Origin of the sequence: Streptomyces sp. NBC_01267 (genome assembly GCF_036241575.1) — a bacterium.
Classification (GTDB): domain Bacteria; phylum Actinomycetota; class Actinomycetes; order Streptomycetales; family Streptomycetaceae; genus Streptomyces.
The window spans coordinates 5,884,167-5,906,240 of the sequence record NZ_CP108455.1; the positions used below are offsets into that span (position 1 = coordinate 5,884,167).

The window sequence follows — 22,074 nt, forward strand, 5'->3', positions numbered from 1 at the left end:
GGAGCACTTCCGTGCCCGAGAATCGGACCTTGATCGGAAGCAAGGGGTGACGATGTACCAGACGGAGACCCGGCAGTGGTGCCGCGCGGCTGCTGCCGCGCTCATCACCGTCCTGTGCGCGGGCGCGGTGGCCTGCGGCGGCCAGGACCGCAAGGACGCGAAGTCGGCCGCCGCGAAGCCCGCCGGTGTGCCCGGCCCGCTCAGCAGGGCCCGGCTCACCGCCGCCTCTTTCACGCCGGGCGAGGACGTGGGGTCGTTCACCGCGAGCGAGTACGGTCTCGGCGCCCCCTTCGGCGACGAGTACACCGCCCGGCCCGCCGACTGCCTGCCCCTCGTCAGCCTCAAGGACGCGGGCAGCCGCTACGGCGCCCCGCACGCCGAGGTCAACCGCGAGCTCCGCAGGCCCGGCCGGCTGCTGGGCGAGGACATCGCCGTACAACTGCGGTCGTACGCACACGGGGACGCCGCCCGGGTCATGAAGGCGCTCGCCGTGGCGGGCACCCGGTGCAGGGGCGGCTTCACCGAGGACCGGTCCGTCGTGGAGGCCGGATACCTCAGGACCGAGACGATCCGGTCACCGCGGATCGGCGACGAGGCGAAGGCCTTCCGCCTCACCGTCCGCGAACCCGAGGGGAAGGCGGAGCGCTACGCGTACCTGACCGTCGTACGGTCCGGATCGACCACCCTCTCCTTCCGCTCCGGGGGCGGCTCGGCGGACGACGACGGGGGAGTGCCGGCGGCCGTCGTCGACGAGCAGTGGCAGAAGTTTCTGGCCGCGACCGGCCCGGACACCCCGTCGGCCCGGCCGAACCGGGGCGCACTGTCCTGACGCACAGCAGATGCGGCAACAATGGGGGGCATGAGCGACAGCCCCGTCACCCTCGCCGACCCGCACATCGTCTTCGACCCCACCGAAGGACGCCGGGACATCGTCGTCCTCGGCTCGACCGGGTCCATCGGCACCCAGGCCATCGACCTGGTGCTGCGCAACCCCGACCGCTTCCGTGTGACGGCGCTCTCCGCCGCCGGCGGTCGGGTCACCCTGCTCGCCGAACAGGCCCGCCGGCTGCGCGTCCGTACCGTCGCTGTCGCCCGCGAGGACACCGTGCCCGCGCTGCGCGAGGCACTTGAGGCGGAGTACGGCTCCGAACCGCTCCCGGAGATCCTCGCCGGACCCGAGGCCGCCACCGAACTCGCGGCGTCCGACTGCCACACCGTGCTCAACGGCATCACCGGATCGATCGGGCTGGCGCCCACCCTGGCCGCACTCCGGGCGGGCCGTACGCTCGCCCTCGCCAACAAGGAGTCGCTCATCGTCGGCGGCCCGCTGGTGAAGGCACTCGCCAGGCCCGGCCAGATCATCCCGGTCGACTCCGAGCACGCCGCGCTCTTCCAGGCGCTGGCGGCGGGCAAGCGCGCGGACGTCCGCAAGCTGATCGTCACCGCGTCGGGCGGCCCCTTCCGCGGCCGGACGCGGGCCGAGCTGGCGGACGTCACACCCGATGCCGCGCTCGCGCACCCCACCTGGGCAATGGGCCCGGTGATCACGGTGAACTCCGCGACCCTCGTCAACAAGGGTCTTGAGGTCATCGAGGCGCACCTGCTCTACGACGTGCCGTTCGACCGTATCGAGGTCGTCGTGCACCCCCAGTCGTACGTGCACTCCATGGTGGAGTTCACCGACGGCTCGACGCTCGCCCAGGCCACCCCGCCCGACATGAGCGGCCCGATCGCCGTCGGACTCGGCTGGCCGCAGCGGGTCCCGGACGCGGCCCCCGCCTTCGACTGGTCCAAGGCGTCCAGCTGGGAGTTCTTCCCGCTCGACACCGAGGCCTTCCCGTCCGTCGGGCTCGCCCGCCACGTCGGCTCGCTCGGCGGCACGGCCCCCGCGGTCTTCAACGCGGCGAACGAGGAATGCGTCGACGCCTTCCTGGCCGGAAAACTCCCGTTCAACGGGATCATGGACACGGTCACCGCGGTCGTGACCGAGCACGGCGAGCCGCGTACGGGAACTTCTCTCACGGTCGCGGACGTCCTGCATGCGGAGACCTGGGCACGCGCCCGGTCCCGTGAACTCGCCCAGAAGGCCACAGCGGAGGCTCGCGCATGACCACGATTCTGTTGACGGTCATCGGCATCGTCATTTTTGTGTTCGGGCTGCTCTTCTCGATCGCCTGGCACGAACTGGGCCACCTCTCGACGGCCAAGCTCTTCGGCATCCGCGTACCGCAGTACATGGTCGGCTTCGGCCCGACCATCTGGTCGCGGAAGAAGGGCGACACGGAGTACGGGGTCAAGGCGATCCCGGCCGGCGGCTACATCCGCATGATCGGCATGTTCCCGCCGGGCCCGGACGGCCGGATCGAGTCCCGGTCCACGTCCCCCTGGCGCAGCATGGTCGAGGACGCGCGGTCCGCGGCCTTCGAGGAGCTGGAGGAGGGCGACGAGCAGCGGCTCTTCTACACGCGCAAGCCGTGGAAGCGCGTCATCGTGATGTTCGCGGGCCCCTTCATGAACCTGATCCTGGCGGTCGTGATCTTCGTCGGGGTCGCGATGTCCTTCGGTTTCGAGACCCAGACCACCAAGGTGGCGGGCGTCCAGCAGTGCGTCATCTCGCAGAGCGAGAAGCGCCAGACCTGCCAGAAGGGGGACGCGGTCTCACCCGCCAAGGCCGCCGGGCTCAAGGCGGGCGACAAGATCGTCGCCTTCGACGGCGCGAAGGTCTCCAGCTGGAACGAGCTGTCCGACCACATCCGCGACACCATCGGCCCCGCCACGCTCACGGTCGTACGCGACGGCAAGCAGCAGACCCTGCACGCCGACCTGGCCAAGAACATGGTGGCGAAGAAGGACTCCAACGGGGACGTGATCCCGGACAAGTACGTTCCGGCCGGGTACCTCGGCTTCGCCGCGCTCACCGAGATCAAGCCGCTCTCCTTCGGCGCCTCGGTGGGCCGCATGGGCGACATGGTCGGGAACGGCGTCGACTCGATCATCGCCATGCCGTCCAAGATCCCGGACCTCTGGAACGCGGCCTTCGACGGCGGCGAGCGCAAGGCGGACTCCCCGGTCGGGGTGGTCGGCGCGGCCCGGATCGGCGGTGAGGTGATGACGCTGCACGTACCGGCGCAGAACCAGCTGGCGATGATGCTGTTCCTGCTGGCCGGTTTCAACCTCTCGCTGTTCCTCTTCAACATGCTGCCGCTGCTGCCGCTGGACGGCGGACACATCGCGGGGGCCCTGTGGGAGGCGCTGCGGCGCAATCTGGCCAAGGTCTTCAAGCGGCCGGATCCGGGCCCGTTCGACGTGGCGAAGCTGATGCCCGTCGCCTACGTCGTCGCCGGGGTGTTCATCTGTTTCACCCTGCTCGTCCTGGTCGCCGACATCGTCAACCCGGTCAAAATCACCTGATACCGGTCGGAAACGGCCCCGGGCCGGACGTTCCGGGACGGCCGCACACCTTCCGTGTGCGGCCGTCCGCTTTGGGTGGTTCGTGGGCGCGGGTGTTCGTGTGGCGCCCGGGGTGACGTAATCTCGGAGGCCGAAGCCCGGTGATCCGGGACCTCGATCCACCCTTGGGGATGCACTGCGCATGACTGCGATTTCTCTCGGAATGCCGGACGTTCCGACCAAGCTCGCCGACCGGAGGGTCAGCCGCAAGATCCAGGTCGGCACGGTCGCCGTCGGCGGGGACGCACCGGTGTCGGTGCAGTCGATGACGACGACGCGGACCTCGGACATCGGGGCGACGCTCCAGCAGATCGCCGAGCTGACGGCGTCGGGCTGCCAGATCGTACGGGTGGCGTGCCCCACACAGGACGACGCGGACGCCCTGGCCACGATCGCGAAGAAGTCGCAGATCCCCGTCATCGCGGACATCCACTTCCAGCCGAAGTACGTGTTCGCGGCGATCGACGCCGGGTGCGCGGCGGTGCGGGTGAACCCCGGGAACATCAAGCAGTTCGACGACAAGGTGAAGGAGATCGCGCACGCGGCCTCCGACGCCGGCACGCCGATCCGTATCGGGGTCAACGCGGGCTCCCTGGACGCGCGGCTGCTGAAGAAGTACGGAAAGGCCACCCCGGAGGCGCTGGTGGAGTCGGCGCTCTGGGAGGCGTCGCTCTTCGAGGAGCACGGCTTCCGTGACATCAAGATCTCGGTCAAGCACAACGACCCGGTGATCATGGTCAACGCCTACCGGCAGCTCGCCGCGCAGTCGGACTACCCGCTGCACCTCGGGGTGACGGAGGCCGGTCCGGCCTTCCAGGGCACCATCAAGTCCGCCGTCGCGTTCGGTGCGCTGCTCAGCGAGGGCATCGGCGACACGATCCGCGTCTCGCTCTCGGCGCCGCCCGCCGAGGAGGTCAAGGTGGGCATCCAGATCCTGGAGTCCCTGAACCTCAAGCAGCGCCGTCTGGAGATCGTCTCCTGCCCGTCCTGCGGGCGGGCGCAGGTGGACGTGTACAAGCTGGCCGACCAGGTCTCCGCAGGCCTGGAGGGCATGGAAGTACCGCTGCGCGTGGCCGTGATGGGCTGTGTCGTCAATGGTCCGGGTGAGGCACGCGAGGCCGATCTGGGTGTGGCGTCCGGCAACGGCAAGGGCCAGATCTTCGTCAAGGGCGAGGTCATCAAGACCGTCCCCGAGTCGAAGATCGTCGAGACCCTCATCGAAGAGGCCATGAAGATCGCCGAGCAGATGGAGCGGGACGGCATCCCCTCCGGTGAGCCCGAGGTCTCCATCAGCTGATCCGGGTCCGTACCCGGGAAGCCCCGTCCACCAGGTGGACGGGGCTTCTTCCATGCACGGCGCCCGGCCGACACGCCAGGTACAGTGCGGAGATCAGCAGACAGTATGGTGAGGCCCCACGTGTTGACGCAGACCACCACCCGGGTCCTCGAACCCAGCGATCTCGACGCGGCGCTCGCACTGCTCCACAGCGAGCCCGTCGTCAATGCCTTCGTGACCTCCCGCGTTCAGGTCGCCGGGCTCGACCCCTGGCGCCTCGGCGGCGAGATGTGGGGCTGGTACACGGAGGGGCGGCTCCGCTCGCTCTGTTACTCCGGCGCCAACCTCGTCCCGATCTGCGCGGGCCCCGACGCGGTACGCGCCTTCGCGGACCGGGCCCGGAAGGCCGGCCGCCGCTGTTCCTCCATCGTCGGTCCCGCCGAGCCCACCGCGCTGCTCTGGCGACTGCTCGAACCGAGCTGGGGCCCCGCCCGTGACGTCCGCGCCAATCAGCCGCTGATGGTCACCGAACAGCCCTCGGCCGACATCGCCCCCGATCCGCTCGTCCGCCGGATCCGCCGCGACGAGCTGGATGTGGTCATGCCCGCCTGCGTGGCCATGTTCACCGAGGAGGTCGGTGTGTCACCTATGGCCGGGGACGGCGGGCTGCTCTACCAGGCCCGCGTCGCCGAACTCGTGGGCTCCGGCCGCTCCTTCGCCCGCATCGAGGACGGCAAGGTCGTCTTCAAGGCCGAGATCGGCGCCGCCACTTCGCTGGCCTGCCAGATCCAGGGTGTCTGGGTCGCCCCCGAGTACCGCGGCCGTGGACTCTCCGAAACGGGCATGGCCGCGGTGCTGGAGTACGCGCTCGCCGATGTCGCCCCCGTGGTCAGTCTCTACGTCAACGACTTCAACTCCGCCGCGCGCGCGGCCTACCGGCGGGTCGGCTTCCGCGAGGTCGGCGCCTTCATGAGTGTGCTCTTCTGAGACGAGCCCCACAGGGGGCGGTTCGGCCGTTTCGCGGCGTTTGACATCAGCGAGCCTTATGGTCGATAAAGAAATCCCTTTGGTGTGAGCCTCACGCGGTGTCCGATCCCTCGTGGTGTGACAACCGACAACCGACGAGCGTCCGAGCGAATGAGTGCTGCCATGTCCGGTCCCGAAGTCCCCGCCGTACCCGCTGTCCCCGCCGGCTCCGGCGAGCAGGCATGGGAGGCCTGGCGTGCGGAACGGCACCGCTCCGTCACCGGCCCCACCGGAAACCTGGCACTCGTCGAGACCCGCTGGCTGCCCGCGGGGGAACGCCCCGACCTCGACGCGGTCCGGGCAGGACAGCCGGAGACCGTGACGGTCACCGCGGTCGAGCGCACCGACATGGTCAGCGGAGAGCCGGAGTACGGACTGCGCGTCTGGGACGCGGCCTCCCCCGCCGTCCGGCACTTCGAGCACATCGACGTCTTCCCGTACGACCCCGAGTGGGTACGGGAGGCCGAGTACATCCCGGTGCCCGGCGCGCGCCGGGTGGGGTTCGAGCACATCAGGGACAACGGCGGCAGCCGCGACCTCGTCGTCCCGGGCGACATCGTGCTCACCGTCGACGGCACGCCGTACACGCTGAGCGCCTTCGACGACGACGGCACCCTGCTGCTGGTCCTCGGCGACCCGACCAACGGCGACTCGACGTACGGAGCCGGGCGCTTCCTCTTCGTCACCCACACCGGTGACGGCAAGGTGCTCCTCGACTTCAACCGTGCCTTCGTGCCGCCCTGCGGATTCTCCGACCAGTACAACTGCCCGATGCCGCCCCGGCAGAACCGCTTCCACCTGCCCGTCGAGGCGGGCGAGAAGCTTCCCGTCTTCCGCGAGGGTTTCCCCGCCCACTGACCACTCGCCGACCAGCCACCGATCGGGGCCGGCGGGGGAGTACCGGGACTCCCGGCGTGACCCGTCCGGGGCCAGGTAGTCTCCCGTCATGGTGCGCTTCCCCGGGGACCGGCCCCCGAACCAGGACGACGTCGGGATCGGTCCGGTCGATCTCGACGGGCGCGTGGACGAGGCGCTGGCCGTGCAGGCGCTCGCGTTCGGGCTGAGCGAGGCCGAGGTCTCCGTACGCCGCCACATCGTGCTGCGGCATCTGCAGAACCCGGGCGCCCGTGCCCTGGGTGCGACGACCCGCACCGGGCGGCTCGTCGGCTTCGTCTACGGGATGCCCAACGACCGCTCCCACTGGTGGTCCACGGTGGTCGAGCCGTACCTGCACAACACCGGCTGCGACTCCTGGCTCGACGATGCCTTCGTCATCACCGAACTGCACGTCCACCCCGGCTTCCAGGGCCGCGGCATCGGCCGCGGGCTGATCACCACGATCACCGACAGCGCCGGCCAGCCGCGCTCCATCCTGTCGGCGATCGACAAGGAGAGCCCCGCCCGCAGCCTCTACCGGACCCTGGGATACCGGGACCTCGCGCGCCGGGTCCACTTCCCGAGCGCGGCGATGCCGTACGCCGTGATGGGCGCCCCGCTCCCGCTGAACAGGCCCGGTCGGCCCGGTCCCGCCCACGGGACCGATTTCCGCCCGCCCACCGGGCCCGGCTAACCTCCTGACATCACCGACGGGGGTCCGGGGGGTCTCCCCCGGAAAACACAGCCAAGCAGGAGAGTCACCATGGCCCAGGTCCAGCGCATGTCCCGGTTGATGGTCAAGACCTTGCGCGACGACCCGGCGGACGCGGAGACGCTCAGCCACAAGCTGCTGGTCCGCGCCGGATACGTACGCCGCAACGCCGCCGGGATCTGGTCCTGGCTGCCGCTGGGCAAGAAGGTCCTGGACAACGTCTCCCGCGTCGTGCGCGAGGAGATGGACGCCATCGGGGCGCAGGAGGTCCTGCTGCCCGCGCTGCTGCCCAAGGAGGCGTACGAGGCGTCCGGCCGCTGGGAGGAGTACGGCGACCTGCTCTTCCGCCTCAAGGACCGCAAGGGCGGTGACTACCTCCTCGGCCCGACCCACGAGGAGATCTTCACCCAGACCGTCAAGGACCAGTGCTCGTCCTACAAGGACCTGCCGGTGATGCTCTACCAGATCCAGACGAAGTACCGGGACGAGGCGCGTCCGCGCTCCGGTGTGCTGCGCGGCCGTGAGTTCCAGATGAAGGACTCGTACTCGTTCGACACCACGGACGAGGGCCTGGCCGAGTCCTACCGCCTGCACCGTGAGGCGTACATCAAGATCTTCCAGCGGCTCGGTCTCGACCACCGCATCGTCTCCGCGGTCTCCGGCGCGATGGGCGGCTCGGCCTCCGAGGAGTTCCTGGCCCCGGCCGCGGCGGGCGAGGACACCTTCGCGGACTGCCCGTCCTGTGCCTACGCGGCGAACACCGAAGCCGTGACCTTCGAGGCCCCGCCGGTGGCGGACCAGCAGCACGGCCCGGTCGAGGAGCTGGACACCCCCGACACCCCCACCATCGAGACCCTGGCGGCGCACCTCGGTGTCCCCGCCGCCGACACGCTGAAGAACCTGCTGGTGAAGGTGGACGGCGAGATCGTGGCCGTCGGCGTCCCCGGCCACCGCGAGGTGGACCTCGGCAAGCTGGGCGAGCACCTGGCCCCCGCCGTGGTCGAACTCGTCACCGCCGAGGACTTCCAGGACCGTCCCGACCTGGTACGCGGCTACGTCGGCCCGCAGGGCCTGGAGAAGGTCCGCTACATCGCCGACCCGCGGGTCGCGGCCGGCACGGCCTGGATCACCGGCGCCAACAAGCCCGGCAAGCACGCCCGCAACGTCGTCGCCGGACGCGACTTCGAGGTCGACGACTACCTGGACGTCGTGGTGGTCGAGGCGGGCGACCCCTGCCCCTCCTGCGGCGCGGGCCTCAAGCTGGACCGGGCGATCGAGATCGGCCACATCTTCCAGCTGGGCCGCAAGTACGCGGACACCTTCCAGCTCGACGTACTCGGCCAGCAGGGCAAGCCGGTCCGGGTCACCATGGGCTCGTACGGCATCGGTGTCTCCCGCGCGGTCGCGGCACTCGCCGAGCAGTCCGCGGACGAGAAGGGCCTCTGCTGGTCCGCCGAGGTCGCACCCGCGGACGTGCACGTCGTCGCCGCGGGCAAGGCCCTCCAGACCGAACTGGCGCTGGACGTGGCCGAGAAGCTGAACGCGGCAGGCGTACGGGTGCTGGTCGACGACCGCCCCGGGGTCTCCCCGGGCGTGAAGTTCACCGACTCCGAGCTGATCGGTGTCCCGACGATCCTGGTGGCGGGCCGCCGGTCCGCGGACGGTGTCCTGGAGCTCAAGGACCGCCGTACCGGGGAGCGCGAGGAGCTGACGGTGGACGAGGCCATCGCGCGGATCGTCGGCTGATCCCCCGGGGGCCGCGCCCCCGGACCTCCTGTGTCCTCGCCGGACGGGCTCCGTGCCCGTCCGGCGTTCTCATGTGCGTCCGGCGAGGGACACCGGTGCGCCCCTCCGCGGGCAGCGCGGCTACAGCCACCCCGCGAATTCCAGCAGCAGTTCCCCGTCCTGGCGCCGCCCGGCGGCAACGGCCCGCACCCCCGACTCCACGGCACGGAACAGCGTCCACCCGTGCAGCCGCGCGTGCTCCACCTCCAGCGAGTCCGCCAGCCGGTTCACCCGGCGCCGCACCGTCGAAGGCCCGACCGCCGCGGCCACCAGGTCGTCCACCCGGTCGCGTACCAGCCGCGCCAGGTCGTACGCGCGCTCGCCGACCACCGGGTCGGGACCCACGGCGAGCCACGGCGTGCGTCCGCCCGCCAGGACCTTGCTCTGGCGGAAATTGCCGTGCAGCAGCAGCTGCTCCGGGGGAGCGGCGAGCAGTTCGTCGCGCGCCGCCAGAGCCGCCTCGACCAGCGGGAGCACCAGCGGCTCGGCCGTCGCGCGCATCGCTTCGCCCTGCCGGGCCGTCCGCTCGGCCACCGTCTCGAAGGGGTGCCCGGCCGGTGGCTCGACCCAGAGCTTGCGGACCGTGTCCGCGGCCTCCAGCAGCGCCTTGGCCTCCGGCAGGGAGTGCAGCGAGACCTCGGGGTGCAGCCGCTCCAGCAGCAGAACGGTGGCGTCGGGCGACGGCTCGTCCAGCAGCCGCGCCGCGCCCCAGCCGGCCCAGTGCGCCAGAGCGGCCCGCTCCAGGTCGGGCCTGGCGAAGGGCGGAGCCAGTTTCAGTACCGCGGGGCCGCCGTCGGGCCGGCGCACCAGGACGATCAGGCTGCTGCGGCCGCCCGGCGCCTGTACCCGCTCGGCGGTCAACTCCCGTACGTCGAGGGCCACTTGCGCATCAGTCGGAATCCGGTGCAGCCAGTCGGTGGCGGCGGCTTCCCCGTACGTCTCGCCGAGCGCCCGGACAAGCCGCTGCGGCGGTTCGAAAGTCATACGTGCGTGGTTCCCTTTCCGGCGCTTGCGGCAGCCCGCTCGACGAGCCCCGGAAAGGCTACGCTGCCGGCGCCCCGCCACCGCGCAGCCCGCACCGCGGCCTCCCGCAGGGTCAGCGCGGCCTCGTGCCGCAGCGGCCCCCGGGCGGCCCGCACCAGGTCGGAGTAGACATCCGCCACCCGGTCCTCCAGCTCCGCCGCGAGCCGCACCGCGTCGGCCGGGCCGGCCACCTTGAAGGGCAGCGCGTACGCGGCCGACGCGGCGACCGGCTTGCCGCCCAGGTCCCGCACGGTGCGGACCAACGAGTCACGCCGGGCGCGGTGGGCGTCGTACGCCTGGTGCGCCTCGGTCCTGCGGCCCGCGGCGACCCGGCCGCCCACCACCCCGTACCCGTACACGGCGGCGTGCTCGGCGGCCAGCGCCGCCTGCGCCGCTTCCAGCGAGCTCATCAGTGGTCCCCCCGGGTCAGCAGATACGCGTGGACGGCGCCTGCCGCAGCGACCGAGGCCAGCAGCCTGGCCAGCTCCGGCGGGGCGTCGGCGAGCGCCGTGGTGTGGGCGTCGGTGGTGTGCCGCTCGGCCTTCGCGAGGGCCCGCACCGCGGCCTTCCGGTCGGCGGGGACCGCGGGCGCCGCCGGTCCTCCTGCCGCGGGGCCGTGGCCCGACGGCGACGGTGCGGGAGCGGTTCCGCCGGCCCCCGTCAACACCGTGACGTGCTGTGCCACCGTGTCCCGCAGCGGTCGCACCAACGACTCCGTGGCCCGGTCCGGATGGCGTGTGAGCACCGCGTCGTACAGGGCGAGGAGCGTCCCGCTGGTGCGCGCGGAGCGCCGTCGCAGGGCGGCCTCGGCGTCAGGGGCACCCGCACCCTGTGTACGGTGGGCAGCGGGCTGCTCCGAGCAGCCGGTCAGCAGACCGGCAGTGGCAGCCGCCGTCACGCTCAGCACATGCCTGCGTGTGGTCCCCGTGCGCCGCACGTGTTCTCCCTCGGCCCGAAGTGATCACCGCAGGCGAGCGTACCTGCGGGTCAACGGCGGCAGGACGGCAACACCCCTCGCGACCGGATACCCTTTGATCCGACACGCGACGATCCCACAACAGCACACGCGGCCGAGGAGTCACCCGGATGAGCACCACCCAGAGCGAGAGGCTGCGCGGGCTGCTGGAACCGCTCGTCGCCGCCAAGGACCTGGATCTGGAAGAGATCGAGGTGTCCCGGGCCGGCCGGCGTGGCGTACTGAGGATCACCGTGGATTCCGACGAGGGCGTGGAACTGGACACCTGCGCCGAGCTGAGCCGGGCCATCTCGGAGAAGCTCGACGAGAGCGACCTGATGGGCGAGGGCGAGTACGTCCTCGAAGTCAGCTCGCCGGGCGCGGACCGCCCGCTCTCGGAGCACCGCCACTACGTCAGGGCCGTCGGCCGCCTGGCCAAGCTGACCCTGGACGACGGCGGCGAACTGATCGCGCGCATCCTCGGGGTGGACGACGAAGGTCTCGATCTCGAAGTGCCGGGCGTGAAGGGGCGCAAGCCCACCGCCCGCCGGATCGCTTTCGCGGAGATCGCCAAGGCGCGCGTCGAGCTCGAATTCAACCGCAAGGACAAGAAGGAAGAGGAGGCGTAGCCATGGACATCGACGTAAAGCTTCTGAAGGGCTTGGCGAAGGAGAAGGAGATTTCCTTCGACCTGCTGGTCGAGGCGATCGAGTCGGCCCTCCTCATCGCCTACCACCGCACCGAGGGAAGCCGCCGTCACGCGCGCGTGCACCTCGACCACGACAACGGTCATGTGACGGTCTGGGCGAAGGAGGACCCGGCTGATCTCGAAGAGGGCCAGGAGGCCCGGGAGTTCGACGACACCCCGTCCGACTTCGGCCGGATCGCCGCGACCACGGCCAAGCAGGTCATCCTGCAGCGGCTGCGCGACGCGGAGGACGACCTGACGTTCGGCGAGTACGCCGGGCGCGAGGGCGACGTCGTCGCCGGGGTCGTGCAGCAGGGCAAGGACCCGCGGAACGTGCTGGTCGACATCGGCAAGCTGGAAGCGATCCTGCCCGTGCAGGAGCAGGTGCCCGGCGAGAACTACACGCACGGCCTGCGGCTGCGTACGTACGTGGTCCGCGTCGCGAAGGGGGTCCGCGGCCCGTCCGTGACCCTCTCCCGTACGCACCCGAACCTGGTGAAGAAGCTCTTCGCGCTGGAGGTCCCGGAGATCGCGGACGGCTCGGTCGTCATCGAGGCGATCGCCCGCGAGGCCGGCCACCGCAGCAAGATCGCCGTACGGTCCACGCGTTCGGGCCTCAACCCCAAGGGCGCCTGCATCGGCCCGATGGGCAGTCGGGTGCGCAATGTCATGGCCGAGCTGCTGGGCGAGAAGATCGACATCGTGGACTGGTCGGACGACCCGGCCGAGCTGGTGGCCAACGCGCTGTCGCCGGCCCGGGTCACCAAGGTCGAGGTCGTGGACCTGGGTGCCCGTTCCGCGCGGGTCACGGTCCCCGACTACCAGCTCTCCCTGGCCATCGGCAAGGAAGGGCAGAACGCCCGTCTGGCCGCCCGGCTGACCGGCTGGCGCATCGACATCCGCCCGGACACCGAGCAGGGGTCCGACGAGGACTGAGCGTCCCCGGCCGGAGCCCGGAGTCGTAAGATCCAGAAAAGTTCAAGACAACATCCGTTCGATTCCTGCCCCAAATGGGTGAGGTCGATACGGGGAGGTAGACTTAATCGTGTCTGGCCGGACAGCCGACCGAGCGTGCCCTGAGCGAACCTGCGTGGGATGCCGGGAGCGTGCGGTCAAGAGCGAACTGCTGCGCATCGTCGCGGTCGGGGGCAAATGCGTCCCTGATCCGCGCGGTACGCTGCCCGGCCGGGGTGCGTATCTGCATCCCGCCTCGGTCTGTCTCGACCTGGCGGTCCGCCGTCGGGCGTTCTCCAGGGCCCTCAAGGCCCCGGGCCCGCTCGACAGTGCGGAGCTGAACCAGTATGTCGAGCAGGCAGCACCGTAAGAAGAGAACGGCACGGGTCCCCGTGCGGTCAGGTACCTCGCGAGTTGGAAGTAGGTCGAGATTGCGATGAGCACTCGATGAGTACGCGATGAGTACGCCCATGAAGTAGCGACGGTCCGGCGGTAACCCGGACCTAAAAGGAGCGAAGTGGCTAAGGTCCGGGTATACGAACTCGCCAAGGAGTTCGGAGTTGAGAGCAAGGTCGTCATGGCCAAGCTCCAAGAACTCGGTGAGTTCGTACGTTCGGCGTCCTCGACGATCGAGGCGCCGGTTGTACGCAAGTTGACTGACGCTTTGCAGGGGCCCGGCGGTAACGCCGGCAAGTCCGCTGCCAAGCCCGGCGCGCCCCGCAAGGCAGCGCCTTCCCCCGCCCCCCGTGCGGCGGCGCCCTCTCCGGCTGCCGCGGCCCGTCCCGGTGCTCCGAAGCCCGGTGCCCCGGCTCCCAAGCCGGCCGCCGCCGAGGCTCCGCAGAGCGCCGCACCCAGCACTCCCGCGGCGCCTTCCCCGGCTGCCGCAGGACCGCGTCCGGGTCCGAAGCCCGCAGCGGCCAAGCCCGCTCCGGCGGCTCCGGTTCCCGCTGCCGAGTTCTCGGCCCCCGCGCCCGCTCAGCCCGCAGCCCCGCAGGCCCCGCGTCCCGCGGGCGCCACGCCTGGGCCCCGTCCCGCCCGTCCGGCTCCGGCCGGTCAGCGTGAGGGTGGCCAGCGCGACGGCGGCCAGCGTGACGGCGGTCAGCGTGGCGGCGAGCGTCCGGCACGTCCCGCAGGCCAGGGCGCCCCGCGCCCCGGCGGCAACCGTCCGGCCGGTCCCCGTCCGGGCAACAACCCGTTCACCTCCGGCGGTTCCACCGGCATGGCGCGCCCGCAGGCGCCCCGTCCCGGCGGTGCCCCGCGCCCCGGTGGCGGTCAGGACCGCCCCGGCGGCCCGCGTCCGCAGGGTGGTCCCGGTGGCGCTCCGCGTCCCCAGGGTCAGGGCGGCGCCCGTCCGAGCCCCGGTGGCATGCCTCGTCCGCAGGGCGGCGCCCCGCGTCCCGGCGGTGCCCCCAGCGGTAACCGTCCGAACCCCGGCATGATGCCGCAGCGTCCCGCTGCCAGCCCCCGCCCCGGCGGCGGTCCCGGCGGTGGCGGTCGTGGTCCCGGTGGCGGCGGTGCTCGTCCCGGTGGCGGCGGCGCACGTCCGGGCGGCGGCGGCTTCGCTGGTCGTCCGGCAGGTCCCGGCGGCGGCGGTCGTCCCGGCGGTGGCGGCGGCTTCGGCGGTCGTCCCGGTGGCGGCGCCCCCGGTGGCGGCTTCGGTGGACGTCCCGGCTTCGCCGGCCGTCCCGGCGGCCCCGGTGGCCGTGGTGGGACACAGGGTGCCTTCGGCCGTCCCGGCGGGCCCGCCCGCCGTGGCCGCAAGTCGAAGAGGCAGAGGCGCCAGGAGTACGAGGCCATGCAGGCCCCGTCGGTGGGCGGCGTCATGCTGCCTCGCGGCAACGGACAGGCTGTCCGGCTGTCGCGCGGTGCTTCCCTCACCGACTTCGCGGAGAAGATCAACGCCAACCCGGCGTCGCTCGTCGCCGTGATGATGAACCTCGGCGAGATGGTCACTGCCACGCAGTCCGTCTCCGACGAGACGCTGAAGCTGCTCGCGGACGAGATGAACTACGTCCTCGAGATCGTCAGCCCGGAGGAGGAGGACCGCGAGCTCCTCGAGTCCTTCGACATCGAGTTCGGTGAGGACGAGGGCGGCGAAGAGGCTCTGGTCTCCCGTCCGCCGGTCGTCACCGTCATGGGTCACGTCGACCACGGTAAGACCCGGCTGCTGGACGCGATCCGCAAGACGAACGTCGTTGCGGGCGAGGCCGGCGGCATCACGCAGCACATCGGTGCGTACCAGGTCGGCGCCGAGGTCAACGGCGAGGACCGCCGGATCACCTTCATCGACACCCCGGGTCACGAGGCGTTCACCGCCATGCGTGCACGTGGTGCGAAGTCCACCGACATCGCGATCCTCGTGGTGGCGGCGAACGACGGTGTGATGCCCCAGACGATCGAGGCGCTGAACCACGCCAAGGCGGCCGACGTGCCGATCGTGGTCGCGGTCAACAAGATCGACGTCGAGGGTGCGGACCCGACCAAGGTCCGCGGCCAGCTCACCGAGTTCGGGCTGGTGGCCGAGGAGTACGGCGGCGACACGATGTTCGTCGACATCTCCGCCAAGCAGGGCCTCAACATCGAGGCTCTTCTGGAGGCCGTCGTCCTCACCGCCGACGCCTCGCTCGACCTGCGGGCCAACCCGGAGCAGGACGCGCAGGGTATTGCGATCGAGTCCCACCTCGACCGCGGCCGTGGTGCCGTCGCGACCGTCCTGGTCCAGCGAGGCACCCTGCGGGTCGGCGACACGATGGTGGTCGGCGACGCGTACGGCCGAGTCCGCGCGATGCTCGACGACAAGGGCGAGAACGTGGAAGAGGCGGGTCCCTCGACCCCGGTCCTCGTCCTCGGTCTCACCAATGTCCCGGGTGCCGGCGACAACTTCCTGGTGGTCGACGAGGACCGTACGGCCCGTCAGATCGCCGAGAAGCGTGCCGCTCGTGAGCGCAACGCCAACTTCGCCCGCAAGGGTGTCCGGTTCTCCCTGGAGAACCTGGACGAGGCGCTCAAGGCCGGTCTGGTCCAGGAACTCAACCTCATCATCAAGGGCGACGCGTCCGGTTCGGTGGAGGCTCTCGAGTCCTCGCTGCTCCAGCTCGACGTCGGCGAAGAGGTCGACATCCGGGTCCTGCACCGCGGTGTGGGTGCGGTCACCGAGTCGGACATCGACCTGGCGACCGGCTCCGACGCCATCGTGATCGGCTTCAACGTGCGGGCCGCAGGCCGGGCCGCGCAGATGGCCGAGCGCGAAGGCGTGGACGTCCGGTACTACTCGGTCATCTACCAGGCGATCGAAGAGATCGAAGCGGCCCTCAAGGGCATGCTCAAGCCGGAGTACGAAGAGGTCGAGCTCGGCACGGCGGAGATCCGCGAGATCTTCCGCTCGTCCAAGCTGGGCAACATCGCCGGTGTGCTGGTCCGCTCCGGCGAGGTCAAGCGCAACACCAAGGCGCGCCTGCTGCGCGATGGCAAGGTCATCGCGGAGAGCCTCAACATCTCCGGTCTGCGCCGCTTCAAGGACGACGTCACCGAGATCCGCGAAGGCTTCGAGGGCGGTATCAACCTCGGGAACTTCAACGACATCAAGATCGACGACGTCATCGCGACGTACGAGATGCGCGAGAAGCCCCGCGGCTGATCCGTATCGCGGTTGAGCCGCACTGCGGCTGATCCGTACAGCGTCAGTCGGGGCCGCTCGGCGGGAGTTATATCCGTCGAGCGGCCCCGGCTGTTGCGTGTACGGTTCTGGTGTCCCCGTCAAGTGGTTGGCGGGGCGCGACCCCGAACCGGCGGGACATCCGGACGTGCATGTATGTGGGGACACTGTCCTTCGATCTGCTTCTCGGCGACGTACGGTCGCTGAAGGAGAAACGCTCCGTCGTACGGCCCATCGTGGCCGAGCTCCAGCGGAGATTCGCGGTGAGTGCGGCAGAGGTCGGCGACCAGGATCTTCATCGCAGGGCCAGGATCGGCCTCGCGATGGTGTCCGGCGAGACGGAGCACCTCACCGAAGTACTCGACCGGTGCGAGCGCCATGTCGCCGCCCGGCCGGAGGTGGAGCTGCTGTCCGTACGACGGCGGCTGCACGGCGACGAAGACGATTGAGCACGGCTTAAGAAGGAGACGGACCAGTGGCCGACAACGCGCGGGCGAAGAAGCTGGCGGACCTCATCCAGGAGGTGGTCGCCGAGAAACTGCAGCGTGGCATCAAGGACCCCCGGCTGGGCACGCACGTGACCATCACGGACACCCGGGTCACCGGCGACCTGCGGGAGGCCACGGTCTTCTACACGGTCTACGGCGACGACGAGGAGCGGGCCAGCGCGGCAGCGGGCCTGGAGAGCGCCAAGGGCATCCTGCGCTCGGCGGTCGGAGCGGCGGCCGGGACGAAGTTCACCCCGACCCTCGCCTTCGTGGCGGACGCCCTGCCGGAGAACGCCAAGGCGATCGAGGACCTGCTCGACCGGGCCAGGGCCTCGGACGCCAAGGTGCGCGAGGCGTCCTCGGGCGCCACGTACGCGGGCGGCGCCGACCCCTACCGCAAGCCGGAAGAGGACGCCGAGAACGACGGGGACACCGCCTCCGAATGACACAGCAGAACACGACCCCCCCGGCCGGCGCCGGGAAGGGCCCGCTGGACGGTCTTGTCATCGTCGACAAGCCGTCCGGCTTCACCTCGCACGACGTCGTGGCCAAGATGCGCGGGATCGCGCGGACGCGCCGGGTGGGCCACGCGGGCACGCTCGACCCGATGGCCACCGGCGTTCTCGTCCTCGGTGTCGAGAAGGCCACCAAGATGCTCGGCCATCTCGCCCTGACCGAGAAGGAGTACCTCGGTACGATCCGGCTCGGCCAGAACACCGTCACCGACGACGCGGAGGGCGAGATCACCTCGTCCACCGACGCCTCCCGGGTGACCCGCGAGGCCATCGACGCGGGGGTGGCCGCGCAGACCGGCGCCATCATGCAGGTGCCGTCCAAGGTCAGCGCCATCAAGATCGACGGCAAGCGGTCCTACGCGCGGGTGCGCGGCGGCGAGGAGTTCGACATCCCGGCCCGCCCGGTGACCGTCTCCTCGTTCCGGGTGTACGACGTGCGGCACGAGGTCGCCGAGGACGGGACCCCCGTGGTCGACCTGGTCGTCTCGGTGGTCTGCTCGTCCGGTACGTACATCCGGGCCATCGCCCGCGACCTCGGCGCGGCCACCGGGGTCGGCGGCCATCTGACGGCGCTGCGCCGCACCCGCGTCGGCCCGTACGGACTGGACGCGGCCCGGACGCTGGACCAGCTCCAGGAGGAGCTCACCGTGATGCCGGCCGCCGATGCCGCCGCCGCCGCGTTCCCGCGCTGGGACGTGGACGACCGGCGGGCCCGGCTGCTGCTCAACGGGGTCCGGCTCGACATGCCCGCGTATCCCGCGGGAGCGGTAGCGGCCTTCGGTCCCGAGGGGCGCTTCCTCGCGCTGGTCGAGGACCAGGGCGGCAAGGCGAAGAGCCTCGCCGTCTTCGGCTGACACCGACCGGGTCCCGGCCCGGCGGCCGGGGACCCGTCGCTCCACCCACCGTGGAGCGGGCAGCGCCGCTTGCCCGCTCCACGATCCCCCTCGCAAGAGGTCTGTCCATCCCGGCACCTGGATTCACTCCTTTGGGCAGGCGCTCGGAGTGAACGACCGGAGCGTTGGGGGGCGCTTTCGGCTTGCGCGCTTCTCCCCGCGATCACTGCGCGCCTACGGTCGGACCTATGGGAAGCGGGGACCGGGAAACGCTGGTGCGCATCTGCGATCCGGCGGGCAGGCCGAGGGGCACCGGCTTCGTCGCCGACGACCGGGGCACGGTGGTGACCAGCCACGAGGCGGTCGACGGGCTGACCGGAGCCGTGCTGCACGGCGCGCCGGGGCTGACCTGCCGCGCCGAATCCGATGACATCACCGCCCTGCCCGACCTGGGGCTCGCGCTGGTGCGGACCGACGGTCTGGACGTCCCGCCGCTGCCCATCTCGGCCAGGGACCGGATCGAGACCGGCACCTACGTACGGGTCGCCGCCCTCGGCTGGCGCGAGGCGCGCGTCCTGGGCGAGTCACCGGCGACCTACACCACGGGCGGAAGCACCCATCTGTTGGGCGCCGCAGTGGAGTTGGCGATCGGCACCCAGGGCAGTGACGCCCTCAGGCAGGGCGGGTCGGCCGCCGGGGGACCGGTGGTGGACGCGTCCACCGGGGCGGTGCTCGGGGTGCTCGGCACGGCACTGCGCGGGACCTACCCGGCCGCAGGTCTGGCCGTCCCGCTGCGCGGGGCCGCGCTGGCCCCGCTGCTGCGGCGCAACGCGGCCACCGTGCCGGGGTACGGAAAAGACCTCAACCTCGCGGGTGTGCTGGAGCTGACGGCCACCTCCCTCGGGCTGTCGGCGGAAGCGGACCTCTGCCGCGATCCCGTGGAACGGGCCGACATCGTCAGCGAGTTGGCGGCCTTCCCGGACGGCGGCGCACCCGTGCTCGGGCTGGTCGGCGCCCCCGGCACCGGACGTACGACGGAACTCACCGCCCTCGCGGCGCGACGGGCGCGCGGGGCGCAGCCTGCCCCGACGCTGTGGCTGCGCGGCGCCGATCTGCGGGCCGAGGACACCTCGGTCGCCGACGCGATGGCCCGTACGGTGCGCCAGGCCGGGCGCATCGTGGGCACCGACGGCATGGACGGCGCCACTCCCGAGCGGATCGCCGCACTCGCCGACGCAGCCGGGCAGCCGCTGCTCGTGCTGCTCGACAGCCCCGAGGAGATGCCGCCCCGACTGGCCCGCGCACTGCCGGAGTGGACCGCCGGGACGGCCGGGTGGCTGCGCGGGCACCGGGCGCGGATGGTGGTCGCCTGCCGCCCGGAGTACTGGGAGCAGGCCGTGGCCCTCCAGGGGCCGGGCAGCGGCTGCGTCCGGATCGGGGATCTGCCGCCCCGGGAGGCCGAGCGGGCCCGGCTGGGATACGGCATTCCGGAGGGGATGCTCACCGCGCGGGACGCGGGCCACCCGCTGACGCTGCGGATGCTCGCCGAGGTGCGGGCGGCCCTCCCCGGCGGGGTGGACGGCCGACCCACCCGGGAGGACGTCTTCGCCGCGTACCTGGACCTGATGTGTCTGCGGATCGCCGTGCGGATCGCCGCCACGGAGCGTCCGGCGCCGCGCGGCACCGCGGTGCGGCGGCTGGCCGCCACCGTCTCCGGGCAGGTGCACGAGGCGGCCCGCCGCTGTCTGGGGCCCGGCCAGGGGGAGTTGGACCGGACCTCCTTCGAGGAGCTGTTCCCCTGGCGCACCGGATGGGCGTCCGCGGTGCTGACCGAACGGCTGCTGGTCCCCGCGGGCTCCGGCTACCGCTTCGCCCACGGCGAGCTCGCCGACTGGGTGCAGGGGGAGCACCTCGACGTCGACGCGGCGCTGTACGCGCTGGTGCACCGCCGCCACGAGGAGACGCCCGGCGGGCCCGCCACCCGGCTGCCGTCCCGGCCGGGCGCCGAGTCCGGGGGCACCCCGGCTCCCGGCACGGAGGTCAGGGAGCGCCCGCTCACCGTGCCCAGGCACCGGATCGGCCCGGTGGTCCAGGCGCTGCTCCTGCTGGGACGCCGGGAGGGGGCCCATGAACTGGGGCGCAGGCTACGCGAGTTGATCGAGGAGCTGGACCGGCTGCAGGACGCGTCCGCTGCCGGGGCTCCCGTCGGACCACGGGTTCCGCGGCCGGGACGGGGACCTGAAGCAGCCGAGCCCCCGGCGCCGCTCGGGGACGCCGAGTGGTGGGCCGCACATCTGCTGGGCGACGTCCTGCTGGGGGTCCCCGACTGCCGCCCCTACATCGGGGTGCTACGGCTTCTCGCCGACCGGATCACGCTGCTCTCCGTCCGCTCCGGCGGGCCGCGCCACATCGGCGGCTTCCGCGTCTTCGACAGCGCGTTCTGGGAGCGGCTGCGGCTCGGCGAGGGCGGGCGGCTCGATCTGCTGCGGCGGCTGGTGCCCGCCGACGGCGCACCGGGTGGGCAGGGGGGCGACCGCTATCTGGATGCCGCGGCCCGGCGGCTCGCGGCCGAACCCCGCTCCGTACAGCCGCTGCTCTGCCGGTGGTTCAGCGACGAACGGCCGCTGCCGTCCGAAGCCCACGCCGAGCTGCGGCCCACCGTCGCCGGAGCGGCCCAGGCGCTGCTGTACACCCGGCGGGCGCTCGCCGTCGACGATCTCGCCGAGGCGCTGGTCGCCACCGCCCACCCCCGCGCCGACGAGCTGCTCGTCGCGCTCGCCGAGGACGAACCGGCCGCGCTGTGCCGCGCCGTCGACCGCTGGGCGCACGACGACCGGCCCGAACGCCGGGCCGCCGCAGCGGACTTCGGAGTGCGGGCCGCCGTACACGCCCGGACCGGCCCCGACCGCGAACTGCTCAGGTACGCGGCGCTCGCGCTGCTCGCCCGCCCCGCCGACAGCGCGCTGCACGGGGCCGCGCTGGCCCTCCTCGTACGGGATCCGCACACCCGCACCCGCCATCTGCCGTGCGCGCTGGCGCTGTTCGCCGCGGAACCGTCGTCACCGTTGCTCGTCGCCGCGCTGGCCGAGGCGCTGCCCACCCACCCGGAGCCGGTCTTCGCGGCCTTCGAGGCGGCGCTGCGCCGGCGGCCCCGGGACGCGGCCGAGATCCTGGGCGCGCTCGCCGGGATCAGTACCCCGGCTCCCGCCCGCCGCGCCGCCGCCCTCGTCCACGAGTACGTCGACCGCCACCCGGCGGGAGCCGTGCACGCCGCGGCGTTCGTCGACCGCCGCCTGGAGGATGGCCCGGCGGCCCGTTCCCTTCTCTTCCCGCTGGTCACCGGACTGCTGCGCGGGCATCCCCGCCAGGTGCGCGTCGCCCTGGCGCCGGTGCTCGCCGCGCCCGGCGGCCGGGGCTCGCGCGCCATGCGGGCCGAGCTGCTCGACGTACTCCTGGAGTACGAACGGTACGAGGCCAGGGACGGCCTGGAGGTACTGGAGGCACTGCTGCGGGCGGCGGCGCTCGGCTCGGACCGCCGCACCGACCCCAGGACCCGTGACCTGGTACGCCGCACCGGTCTGCTGCTGGTCCGGACGCCCGAGGGGGCGGCCTGCTTCGACCGGCACCTGGTCGAACTGGCCGGGGAGGTGCCGGGCTTCGCCGGGCAGCTCGCCGACTGGCTGGCCCTGGCACCGCAGGAGTGGGCGCTGCTGGTCGGACCGAGTACCCGGCACATGGTTCAGAAGCTGGCAGCGCCCATGCCGATGCAAGCCGCACGCGCCGGACATGGCAGTCTTAGACCTGTTGTACCTACAGAGTAGTGATCACGTACACGGGT

Annotated in this window: 19 protein-coding genes; 16 read left to right on the forward strand and 3 right to left on the reverse strand. The window is 71.8% G+C overall.

Annotated elements, in window-relative coordinates; all coding sequences use genetic code 11:
- Positions 1-52 precede the first annotated feature (52 nt).
- From OG709_RS26960 to OG709_RS26995, 8 genes are all read left to right on the forward strand, one after another.
- On the forward strand, positions 53-829 hold the full coding sequence (locus tag OG709_RS26960) for a hypothetical protein (protein WP_250297465.1): 777 nt from the start codon (positions 53-55) through the stop codon (positions 827-829).
- A gap of 21 nt (positions 830-850) precedes the next feature.
- Positions 851-2,110 carry a 1-deoxy-D-xylulose-5-phosphate reductoisomerase gene (gene dxr, locus OG709_RS26965; RefSeq protein WP_266640498.1) on the forward strand — a complete coding sequence of 420 codons (1,260 nt, stop codon included), beginning with the start codon at positions 851-853 and terminating at the stop codon, positions 2,108-2,110.
- Positions 2,107-3,411 carry a M50 family metallopeptidase gene (locus OG709_RS26970; protein WP_250297463.1) on the forward strand — a complete coding sequence of 435 codons (1,305 nt, stop codon included), beginning with the start codon at positions 2,107-2,109 and terminating at the stop codon, positions 3,409-3,411. Before dxr ends, OG709_RS26970 begins: the two co-directional genes overlap by 4 nt.
- Positions 3,412-3,592: 181 nt before the next feature.
- Positions 3,593-4,747 carry a flavodoxin-dependent (E)-4-hydroxy-3-methylbut-2-enyl-diphosphate synthase gene (ispG, locus tag OG709_RS26975; RefSeq protein WP_250297462.1) on the forward strand — a complete coding sequence of 385 codons (1,155 nt, stop codon included), beginning with the start codon at positions 3,593-3,595 and terminating at the stop codon, positions 4,745-4,747.
- Positions 4,748-4,852: 105 nt separating this feature from the next.
- Positions 4,853-5,713, forward strand: a complete 861-nt coding sequence (locus tag OG709_RS26980; RefSeq protein WP_250297461.1) for a GNAT family N-acetyltransferase — start codon at positions 4,853-4,855, stop codon at positions 5,711-5,713.
- 162 nt (positions 5,714-5,875) lie between these two features.
- Positions 5,876-6,610 (forward strand): DUF1684 domain-containing protein, encoded by a 735-nt coding sequence (locus OG709_RS26985; RefSeq protein ID WP_250297460.1) that lies wholly within the window; start codon positions 5,876-5,878, stop codon positions 6,608-6,610.
- A gap of 88 nt (positions 6,611-6,698) precedes the next feature.
- Entirely contained in the window at positions 6,699-7,322 is a 624-nt protein-coding gene (locus OG709_RS26990) for a GNAT family N-acetyltransferase (protein WP_329167885.1), read from the forward strand.
- A gap of 69 nt (positions 7,323-7,391) precedes the next feature.
- Positions 7,392-9,086, forward strand: coding sequence for a proline--tRNA ligase (locus OG709_RS26995; protein ID WP_329167886.1), 1,695 nt, complete (start codon positions 7,392-7,394; stop codon positions 9,084-9,086).
- A gap of 120 nt (positions 9,087-9,206) precedes the next feature.
- On the opposite strand, the gene OG709_RS27000 is transcribed toward OG709_RS26995, so the two are convergent.
- Genes OG709_RS27000 through OG709_RS27010 form a run of 3 tightly spaced genes read right to left on the reverse strand, consistent with a single transcriptional unit; the run spans position 9,207 to position 11,085 of the window.
- Positions 9,207-10,109, reverse strand: a complete 903-nt coding sequence (locus OG709_RS27000; protein ID WP_250297455.1) for an aminoglycoside phosphotransferase family protein — start codon at positions 10,107-10,109, stop codon at positions 9,207-9,209.
- Complete coding sequence (locus OG709_RS27005) at positions 10,106-10,558, reverse strand: ferritin-like domain-containing protein (RefSeq protein WP_329167888.1); 453 nt, start codon at positions 10,556-10,558, stop codon at positions 10,106-10,108. Before OG709_RS27005 ends, OG709_RS27000 begins: the two co-directional genes overlap by 4 nt.
- Positions 10,558-11,085, reverse strand: a complete 528-nt coding sequence (locus tag OG709_RS27010; protein ID WP_329167889.1) for a hypothetical protein — start codon at positions 11,083-11,085, stop codon at positions 10,558-10,560. Before OG709_RS27010 ends, OG709_RS27005 begins: the two co-directional genes overlap by 1 nt.
- Before the next feature lie 149 nt (positions 11,086-11,234).
- On the opposite strand from OG709_RS27010, the gene rimP reads away from it, so the two are divergent.
- The 8 genes from rimP (at position 11,235) to OG709_RS27050 (ending at position 22,057) form a co-directional block, all read left to right on the forward strand.
- Complete coding sequence (gene rimP, locus OG709_RS27015) at positions 11,235-11,732, forward strand: ribosome maturation factor RimP (RefSeq protein WP_250297452.1); 498 nt, start codon at positions 11,235-11,237, stop codon at positions 11,730-11,732.
- A 2-nt stretch (positions 11,733-11,734) separates the two neighbouring features.
- Positions 11,735-12,727: a transcription termination factor NusA gene (nusA, locus tag OG709_RS27020; RefSeq protein ID WP_250297451.1), complete on the forward strand. Its 993-nt coding sequence runs from the start codon at positions 11,735-11,737 to the stop codon at positions 12,725-12,727.
- 109 nt (positions 12,728-12,836) lie between these two features.
- Entirely contained in the window at positions 12,837-13,115 is a 279-nt protein-coding gene (locus OG709_RS27025) for a YlxR family protein (RefSeq protein WP_266640488.1), read from the forward strand.
- A 147-nt stretch (positions 13,116-13,262) separates the two neighbouring features.
- Positions 13,263-16,382: a translation initiation factor IF-2 gene (gene infB, locus OG709_RS27030; RefSeq protein ID WP_250297449.1), complete on the forward strand. Its 3,120-nt coding sequence runs from the start codon at positions 13,263-13,265 to the stop codon at positions 16,380-16,382.
- 170 nt (positions 16,383-16,552) lie between these two features.
- Positions 16,553-16,849 carry a DUF503 domain-containing protein gene (locus OG709_RS27035; RefSeq protein ID WP_250297448.1) on the forward strand — a complete coding sequence of 99 codons (297 nt, stop codon included), beginning with the start codon at positions 16,553-16,555 and terminating at the stop codon, positions 16,847-16,849.
- A 26-nt stretch (positions 16,850-16,875) separates the two neighbouring features.
- Positions 16,876-17,334, forward strand: coding sequence for a 30S ribosome-binding factor RbfA (gene rbfA / locus OG709_RS27040; RefSeq protein ID WP_250297447.1), 459 nt, complete (start codon positions 16,876-16,878; stop codon positions 17,332-17,334).
- The gene (gene truB, locus OG709_RS27045; RefSeq protein ID WP_250297446.1) at positions 17,331-18,257 is read left to right on the forward strand and encodes a tRNA pseudouridine(55) synthase TruB; all 927 of its coding nucleotides are present in this window, start codon (positions 17,331-17,333) and stop codon (positions 18,255-18,257) included. Before rbfA ends, truB begins: the two co-directional genes overlap by 4 nt.
- A 227-nt stretch (positions 18,258-18,484) precedes the next feature.
- The gene (locus OG709_RS27050) at positions 18,485-22,057 is read left to right on the forward strand and encodes a serine protease (RefSeq protein ID WP_329167890.1); all 3,573 of its coding nucleotides are present in this window, start codon (positions 18,485-18,487) and stop codon (positions 22,055-22,057) included.
- The last annotated feature ends 17 nt before the right edge of the window (positions 22,058-22,074 follow it).